Raw genomic sequence first — 8,481 nt, forward strand, 5'->3', positions numbered from 1 at the left:
CCCCAAAGCCTTATTTTTGCGTTCAGCCATAATTAGTGTTTCATCCCAGTGATAGTTCGTGTAAAGCTTTCACAGTAAGCTTTTTATCTTTTGTGGACAAGTCTAATAGAAACAGTCATTTCGCCATCAGTGATCAGAGAAACTCTATCAGAGACAGACAGTTGTGAAGAGCGAACGAGGAATTTCAAAAACAGTATCAGTTCAAGGGGCGACAAGCGAGTTAAAGTGCTTGCTGTATAAGCTTCATAGCCCTTAACCCTCGCTGATAATATGCTTGCTTATTCAAGGGGCGACAATCGCCTCTAAACCCTGCCAGATAAAGGTTTAGGAGGCACATAACCCTTGAAAAAATTGGGTGCTTATTGAGAATGAACTGTACAGTTATTAAGCGGCTACCTGTGGGGTACAGTTTAATGGTAAAAAAGAACGGTCTCGTAATTTGTTCAAGACCGTCGTCAAAATGCTGGCATCATTCTACCAAAACTTCTTAGAAAAATACCTAAATAAAGCACAGTTAATCACTCTAAAGATGTTGGTGTGGTTGTTACAAAATCAGAAACAGGTGAAGATAGAAAGACTGGCAGCAACCTTACCTCTACCAATACAACAAAACAGTCGTAGACGGCATATACAAAGGTTTTTAATATCAAATGCTTTGAGTGTAGTCTTATTGTGGTTTCCCATCATTGAAGCAATAATTAACCAACATTTTAAAATAGGGTCACAATTAACCATTGCGATGGATAGAACACAGTGGAAAGAAAATAATGTGTTGATGGTGAGCGTAATTTATCAAAAAAGAGCTTGGCCAATATATTGGTGTTTGTTAGGGAAAGATGGTTGCAGTAACCTAGAAGAACAGCAAAAAGTATTACGCCCAGTAATTCGCTTATTAAAAAAATACAAACTAGTAATTATTGGGGATAGAGAGTTTCACAGCGTAGAACTAGCTCAATGGCTCCACAAGCAGAATCAGAGTTTTGTATTCCGTCAAAAAAAGGACACCACTTTTCGGGAGAAAAGACAAAAATTTCAACCTTTGAGTAGCATTGAGATTTATCCTGGTGTTTGCTCCTTTTATACTGATGTTAAAGTTACTCAAAAACAAGGTTTTGGTTGGTTCAATTTAGCTGTTTATTGGAAAAGAAAGTACAGAGGTAAACAAGACAAAGAAGCTTGGTATTTATTAACTAATTTGCCTGACTTAAACACTACTCTCAAAATATATTCTCAACGTTTTGGGATTGAAGCTATGTTCAAAGATTGTAAAACAGGAGGTTACAATGAGTGAAAGTTCTCAAGCTAACCCTGATAGATTTGTACGCTTAATTCTCTTGATTGCTTTAGCAATGACCAGTGCTTGGTTACATGGACAAAGAACTAAATTTCAAAAACTTGATTCTTATATTTGTCGCCAAGAAGAAAACAATAGAAATGAGAAGCGTCACAGTAATTTCTGGATAGGTTTATATGATTTCAATTGGATAGTTGCTTGGTATAGGTGTCAAGCATGGGTCGAGGAACTGGTCGGTTTCAGTCGCAATAAGCAAGCATATTATCAGCGAGGGTTAAGGGCTATGAAGCTTATAAGTAGAACGGTGCAAATAAACCGAAGTTTGTAACGAAAAGTAAAGTTGCCTAAAACCCTTTTTCCTTCTGCCTTCTGACTTGAAAATCAAACTTCGGCTTAAATCCAAGAAGGATATGTGGCTGTTGTCGTTGAATGGCGACACAGCCGAAACAAAATATTGATTACAGGTTTAAATTGCGACCGGAACAGGTTCAACACTAACTTGATAACCAAGTTTTTCTAGGCGTTTAATCAAACGTTTCTTGACACTTTCTGGTCGTTGTTTGTCGAAATAATCAACTCCTAAATCTTTATAAGGTTCTTGACGTGATATTAGGTGGTAAGCGATCGTTAAAATAGAATGTGCAACAGCAACAGCTGCGCGTTTTTTTGCCTCTTCGCCCACTAATACGACGAAACTGAAGTTAGGTAAGCAAGCTACTGGGGGGAGCAACGCGATTTTCTGAAGTCGGGTAAAAAACGAGCGATCGCTAAATCATGTATTTAAGTGGTTAGTTAAAAAAAGTACGTTTGAAAGAGAGTTAATACTGAGAATACACAAGAGTAGTCTATTTTGAGAGTTGTTTAAATTTATTATGGAAACAAAAAAGTGTAGGATGCCCATTGAGTAATAGTTTTGATGTGGAATATCAAAACAGGGAATGCCTACACTTTATGAACGAAAAAATATATTCAAGCTTAGATTTAAGCAAATCATTGTCAGACTTTAAAGAAAAAGTTACGAAACTTTTAGAAACTAAAAATCTGAGTAAATGGTCGGCTCAAACTTTTAAAGCATTAGAAGAAGAAATTAGAAATACCGCATCAAGGTTAGCAGGAGAATGTGTAGCAGTTTTACTAAATAAACTATCTCAATCTCAAGAAGCTCTAAATATAGCAATAAATCGAACAAGAAGTTTGTCAAATAAAACAATCAAGAAGTACGGTAATTATACTAGGCAAATACTAACAGTTGGAGGCGTGAAAATCACTCTCTCATTACCATATATGGTTGAGCGTCACAAACAATCACACCAAAAAGGGAAATATTTAAAGTTAGGATTTTGCCCATTTCTAAAATGGTTAGGAATAGAGGAATGATTAACACCCCTTATTTGGACAACAATTACAAAATATGGAGCAATTTCTGGTTCGTTTGAAGCTGCACGCACAATCTTAACAGATTGGGGAGTAAAAATTAGCTTAAAACGAATAGAACGTCTCACATATTATTTTGGGAAAATTGGCATAAATTTACGTCAATCTAAATTATCAAGTTTAGAGATGGGTAATTTACCTACTCTTAATGTTCTGAAAGACCAGCGTGTTGTTATTGCCGTGGATGGTGGGAGAACGAGAATTCGGATTAACAAAAAAGGTAGACGTAAGCTCAAAACTAATCGTCTAGGTTTTACTGGAGAATGGGTTGAGCCAAAATTATTAACTATTTATACAGTGGATGAGCATGGTAAAAAAATTAGGACATCATCTCTACCTATTACTAATGACGGGACATATTTGGGTTATCAAGAGTTTCTGAATATTCTAGAAATGTATCTAGTTGATTTGGGAATAAGCCAAGCTAAACAGGTTTTGTTAGTTGCTGATGGTGCTGAATGGATTTGGAAACATATTCCACCTTTATTGAAGAAACTAAAATGTCCATCTGCCACTTATCAACTATTAGATTTTTACCACGCAGCCTCACATTTGCAAGACTTTGCTGACACTGCTTTTGCTACAGATAATGAGCGTCAATCATGGTTTAAAAAAGCTCGTAAAGCTTTAAAAAAAGGTCAAGCTTTAAATTTAATGAGAGATATGGGTGAATTTATTGCCTCAGCTACTGGAGAGCGTTGTAAAACTTTAATTCGAGAACGAAATTATATTCTTAAAGCTTATCGCAGGCTGCTATTAAACTATCCTCTCGTTGCTGCCCATCAGCTACCCCTTGGTAGTGGTGCAGTTGAAAGTTTAATTCGTCAAGCTATTAATTTACGTATGAAGGGAAACGGTAAGTTTTGGCTTCCAGATAACGCAGAGATTATGTTACATCTGCGATGTCAATGGATAGCTGGCAGTTGGGACAATTTTTGTAATTCTATTTTTTTTTCTTTCCTTAATCCCAGCAGTACCTAAACATTTTATACATTTTACTTGAATGTATGTTTTAGCGTAGGCGTAGCCCGCCGCAGGCATCACCTGTCCTTGGAGTGGCGCATTCTCACTTGTTTTTGCCCGACTTCAGAAAATCACAGTTGCTCCCGCTACTGGGTATAAAACTGCTCAGAAGGTTCTTAATCGTTTCATTGCTGAACTAATCGGTTCAGTTTAGCTGTTTGGGGAATTCGCCAACGGTATCTGCTTCGATGCTTCCCAAGTATTTTAGCAATGGCACACACGCTGATACCTTGTTTTTTAATCATGTACAGCGCTTGTAACCGCTCTTTGAGTCGTACATTATTCTGTTGACGTACTAACGCCTCCAGTTCTTCGACACTTTCTTGGATCTCGATATGTGTTACCCCTGCCATTACTCACCCTAAATGCTACCTCTCTAATACATTTACCATTTGTCGCATTCTTTTTTCAAATTGGTATAAGTTTCCATCTAGAAAACCAATCCACTCAGGAGCGGGTACTAAACGTCAACCACTCACTTTTTTGATTCTCAATACTGCTTAATTCTTAACCGAGAAGTATTGGGGTCGGAGCGATTATGATTTCGGGTCGCTACACCTAGTGCTTGGCATAACCTCATAACCTTCTCCACAATATTTTGACGCACTACCGGATATTTAGTTGGGTGACCGTGGCTGAAAAATTGCTTGAGAGCCGGGCCAGAGTGTCTTTGCGCCACTGAGCATCCGCTTTGCGATTGCACCTAACCTCTAGCACCCTGATTCCCGTGATTGGCAGAGGATTGAGACGCGCGACCAAGTCTTTCCAGGACTGTATTATGACGTGCTCCACCTGGTATGCTGCACAGATCTGCGCAAAATCTGCCCTTTGAGATGTCACAAAAAAGGTTTCAAAGGGTGGGTCAAAGCTTGCCACAGGCAGCATCTCAAAAATACCGCCGCCGTTGTTATTGACCAGCACAATGGTGAGGTGCCCTTGCCAGTGGGGCTGAATTAAAAAGCCATTGGTATCGTGGAGCAGCGCCAAGTCTCCTGTGAGCAGAACACCCTGGCGATGATGGGTAACACCCAAGGCGCACGATAGAATCCCTTCAATACCGTTGGCTCCTCGGTTGAAATAGGGCTGAACTTCGAGCTGTCCGGGCTGCCAAAATAGCTCAATATCTCGCACAGGCATACTGTTTGAAATAAACAGCGGTGTTTGGGGCGGCAGCGATTGAGACAGCACCCAGGCAATCTTACTCTCGTTTAGGGCCATTTCGCTCGAAGCGCTTTTAGATTGAATTTCCTGCTGTTGAAAGGTGTGGGCGATCACCTGACGTAGACTCAGCTCTAGGTTAAGCCAGTAATGAGTGTAAGGCTTGGATACAGGAGAGTCAGGTAGCACGGAAAACTGAAAAAGGCCCTGAGCGATCGCCTCGATGGTGGTGCGCAGATGGATGGCCGAGCTGTGCAGTGGGTCAACATTGTGATCAGATGGTTCGACAATCCACTGGGGCACGCTGAGCGCTTGAATCCACAGCCGAAGCATCTTGCTGGTGGGAAGCTCTCCCAGACGCAGAATAAAGGATGGCTTGAGCTGCGCCGCTAGGTCAGGGTTGCGCAGCACAATATCGTAAGTGGAAATAAGGAAAGGGTTGAGGCTCAAATAATTGCGCAGAGGCGATAGCCCTTCGGCAAGCACAGGCCACCCTAAGTGCTGCGACAGCACTCCCACGGCGCGGCAGTAGGTTAGGGCACAGGCAGGGATGGCAGGGCCAGCAATAATCAGACCGCGATCGCACCCTCGCCACTCCTCTAAAAGCGCACTATCTAGACAGGCTCTTTCTCCAGGGTGTTCAGCAGGCTGAGGCTGTACCCCCTGAAAAAAAAGGGGTTCATCAAACCACTGGGCAAGGTCAGCGACCTGCGGATCGAGCGTTGGAGCGAGAGGTTCGCGAAAGGGCAGGTTGAAATGGACTGGGCCTGGGGTTCCGTGAAGAGATCGCTCCCATCCCTGAATAACCGTCTGTCGCAGATAGGCCAGCATTTGTGGCTCAGCAACTGGCAGCGCCAGATCCACCTGCCAGTTGGGATAGTGGCTGTAGAGATGAACCTGATCAACGGCCTGTCCTGCATGGCAGTGAAGCGACTCTGGGGGGCAATCTGCCGTGAGGAGCAGCAGGGGCACGCGACTTTCGTGGGCTTCAATCACCGCCGGGTAAAAGTTGGCTCCAGCGGTGCCAGAGGTGCAGACCAAGGCGACGGGCAACCCCGTACGACGGGCAAGGCCCAAGGCAAAAAAAGAGGCTGATCGCTCATCCAGAATAGGGATGGCTTCTAGGGTTGGATGCTGGGCAAAGGCGATCGCTAGGGGAGCTGAGCGAGAGCCGGGACAAATAATGACTGTCCGTAGGCCGCACTGCGCCAAGGTTTCTACCAAGACAGAGGCCCACAACATATTCACATTCCGAAAATCTAGGGTCATGCCGTGCGGAGGTATTTCATGATTGTGGGTATTTTCTCCAAGCTCATCCGGTTTCAAGTCATCACCCATGATGCAGGACGCGATCAGAATAGACTAGGGACTGGAGGAGGGTTTGAAGCTTAAGCTGCATCTCGGCTCATTCCTTTTGCGGATCCGAGCCAGCCACAATCCCCACCCCCTTTGGGGCGTTCTCACTCATCCTACTGAAAGGTTCCAATCCCGTCTACCGCCATCAGCGTTTGGCAAATGCCATCCTGGAGCGATCACAAAAATATGACCACCCGCTCCTTAGAGTCAGCAGGGGACAATTGAGCGCAAGGGTCAACTCAGGGGGAGTCGAGACAGTCATGGTGGTTAAGATCTGAGAACTAGGGGTCTGGTAGCTTATCAGATGCAGAAGTTTATTATGAGCACAATAATCTAGTGCAAATTATTTTACCATTCAGCCATAGGATGGTACGCGATGTGCGACTTAATATTCCGTAACAAGTGCGTCGAATTGAAGAGGGTCACAATTGTGGCGATTAAGCCAAAAACATAATCTAACACGAAAAAAAAGACTTTACGTAGTAGCCAGGCGAAAACTCCAAGAGTCCAAAAACTGAGAATAGAGTATTGGGAGAAAGTCAGACTAGTAGACCCAGAAAACCTTGTTTTTATCGATGAAATGGGTGTATTACTCAATACCTTAGCCAATTTACGAGGGTTCAATACCTGTGGAAACGGTATGAATACGTCCCAGGGAAGTAAGCTTGGCAAAAATTTGCGCTAATAAAATAGGCTCAGGCTTTTGAGGAAGTATTTTTAACATTTCACGGACATATCGAAAACCACGGTAATAAGCTTTCAGGTCAATAATGCCAGAACCAGGATTATGTTGATGGAAATCAGCCAGAAGGTGATGAGATAAATTAACCATAAAGAAGGCGAGATTAGCCGCATTAGTCACAGCAGTTTGGCTCAGATTCATAAAATCCTCTAAACCCCAAAACTGCTTGACATCCCGAAAATTAAACTCAATTTGGAAACGGAGTTTGTCATAGTTAATGATTTTTTCAAATGACAGAGTTAGGTCGCTAGAAAAAAGAATTACATGGCTGCAAGCATGAGTTTTAAGATTGGTTTTGACCAAAATTACTACATTGATAGCCTGGGCAAATTCTTTGTGAAGAAGAGTGGCTTGATAAAAATCAGTTTGAATCTCATCCTCAATAGCACTTTTACATAAATATTTGTCAGGTAGATGACGATAGTCTAGCTTGTCGCCATATTTACGACGAGAGCGTTTACTGGAGTCAGGATTTTCATAAGGGACGTATAAAGCTGAATCATGGCGCAACTTGGAAATTATATGCAAGTTAACTTGTCGTGCCATCTGCAAAGCATTGTTGTTACCAAAATGACCATCTACTACCAAGTACGTCAACGGGATAAAGTTAGCTACTAGCTCGAATAGTGAGTTAATCATCTTTTTAATTAACAATAGTTCAGATGTTAATATCACTTCGGTTTTGTTTTGATTTTTACTGCCTTTTGGTCGTCCCCTTCCACGTTTCTCTTTGGGTTTTACTTTTTTGATTAGTAAGGTGCTATTTATTTGGGTATCACTTTTAATTACCTGTTCTATTCTAATTGGAAATGACTGTCTTCCTGACACACTTACTAATGACAGTACAAAGAAAGATAAACCATTAATTGGTTTACTTGCCAGGCTAGAAAAAAATCTATCCACCCCGTAAGTCTGCTTACCCGACTTACTGACTACAACTTCATCTCCTGCCAGCAAGTACACATCCTGATCTCGCCACAAATGTTTCCGAAAAAACAGCCAAAACAATGTTGCCCAAGGTATTATTGTCGAGAAAAATCTCCCCATTGTCCGATAGCTGCCACCTGCACTTGTCCAACGGGCAATTCCCAACATCGTGACTCTACCATTCATCGCTAACATCGCCAGGATGATTTGATTCAATTGCCTCATTGTTGTTGCGTTTATTTGCGGCAGCAGGCATTGCAGGAGTGATAAGATATCCGGCATGGGCGAGTAGTGGTTTTTGAGTTGTCGTTGTGAGAGACAATAACTCTACTACGAAACGCCCTACCTCTTCATGCTCTTATTTTGGCAACGGTATTGTTACTACAATACCTTAGCCAAAAAAAGAGTATGAAGAGGTAGGGCGTTTCGTAGTAGGTATTGAGCCGAGATGCGCGACGTGAAAGTTGTGCGTAGAGGCAGTAGCCTATTTTACTGAGGAGCCGTCTCCTCCTGAAGTTCCCTCCCTTCAGTCCCCACATAAAAGGGT

Annotated in this window: 6 protein-coding genes and 1 pseudogene; 3 read left to right on the plus strand and 4 right to left on the minus strand. The window is 42.3% G+C overall.

The window, feature by feature from the left end:
• Nucleotides 1–460 precede the first annotated feature (460 nt).
• Together H6G14_RS32135 and H6G14_RS33335 are read left to right on the plus strand one after the other, a co-directional pair.
• A complete protein-coding gene (locus tag H6G14_RS32135; protein WP_199326359.1) occupies nt 461–1,291 on the plus strand; it encodes an IS4 family transposase in 831 nt (276 codons plus the stop codon).
• Nucleotides 1,284–1,622 (plus strand): hypothetical protein, encoded by a 339-nt coding sequence (locus H6G14_RS33335; protein ID WP_199326360.1) that lies wholly within the window; start codon nt 1,284–1,286, stop codon nt 1,620–1,622. Before H6G14_RS32135 ends, H6G14_RS33335 begins: the two co-directional genes overlap by 8 nt.
• Nucleotides 1,623–1,760: 138 nt before the next feature.
• On the opposite strand, the gene H6G14_RS32140 is transcribed toward H6G14_RS33335, so the two are convergent.
• Complete coding sequence (locus H6G14_RS32140) at nt 1,761–2,024, minus strand: hypothetical protein (RefSeq protein ID WP_190572926.1); 264 nt, start codon at nt 2,022–2,024, stop codon at nt 1,761–1,763.
• A 221-nt stretch (nt 2,025–2,245) separates the two neighbouring features.
• Here H6G14_RS32140 and H6G14_RS32145 point away from each other — a divergent pair.
• Nucleotides 2,246–3,709, plus strand: a pseudogene (locus H6G14_RS32145) (ISLre2 family transposase).
• A 167-nt stretch (nt 3,710–3,876) separates the two neighbouring features.
• Here H6G14_RS32145 and H6G14_RS32150 read toward each other — a convergent pair.
• From H6G14_RS32150 to H6G14_RS32160, 3 genes are all read right to left on the minus strand, one after another.
• Nucleotides 3,877–4,104 carry a helix-turn-helix domain-containing protein gene (locus H6G14_RS32150; protein WP_190572928.1) on the minus strand — a complete coding sequence of 76 codons (228 nt, stop codon included), beginning with the start codon at nt 4,102–4,104 and terminating at the stop codon, nt 3,877–3,879.
• 253 nt (nt 4,105–4,357) lie between these two features.
• On the minus strand, nt 4,358–6,178 hold the full coding sequence (menD, locus tag H6G14_RS32155; RefSeq protein ID WP_190572932.1) for a 2-succinyl-5-enolpyruvyl-6-hydroxy-3-cyclohexene-1-carboxylic-acid synthase: 1,821 nt from the start codon (nt 6,176–6,178) through the stop codon (nt 4,358–4,360).
• A 697-nt stretch (nt 6,179–6,875) separates the two neighbouring features.
• Nucleotides 6,876–8,216, minus strand: a complete 1,341-nt coding sequence (locus H6G14_RS32160; protein WP_190572930.1) for a transposase — start codon at nt 8,214–8,216, stop codon at nt 6,876–6,878.
• Nucleotides 8,217–8,481: the final 265 nt, after the last annotated feature.

The sequence above is a fragment of the Nostoc parmelioides FACHB-3921 genome, assembly GCF_014696625.1.
Lineage (GTDB): Bacteria > Cyanobacteriota > Cyanobacteriia > Cyanobacteriales > Nostocaceae > Trichormus > Trichormus parmelioides.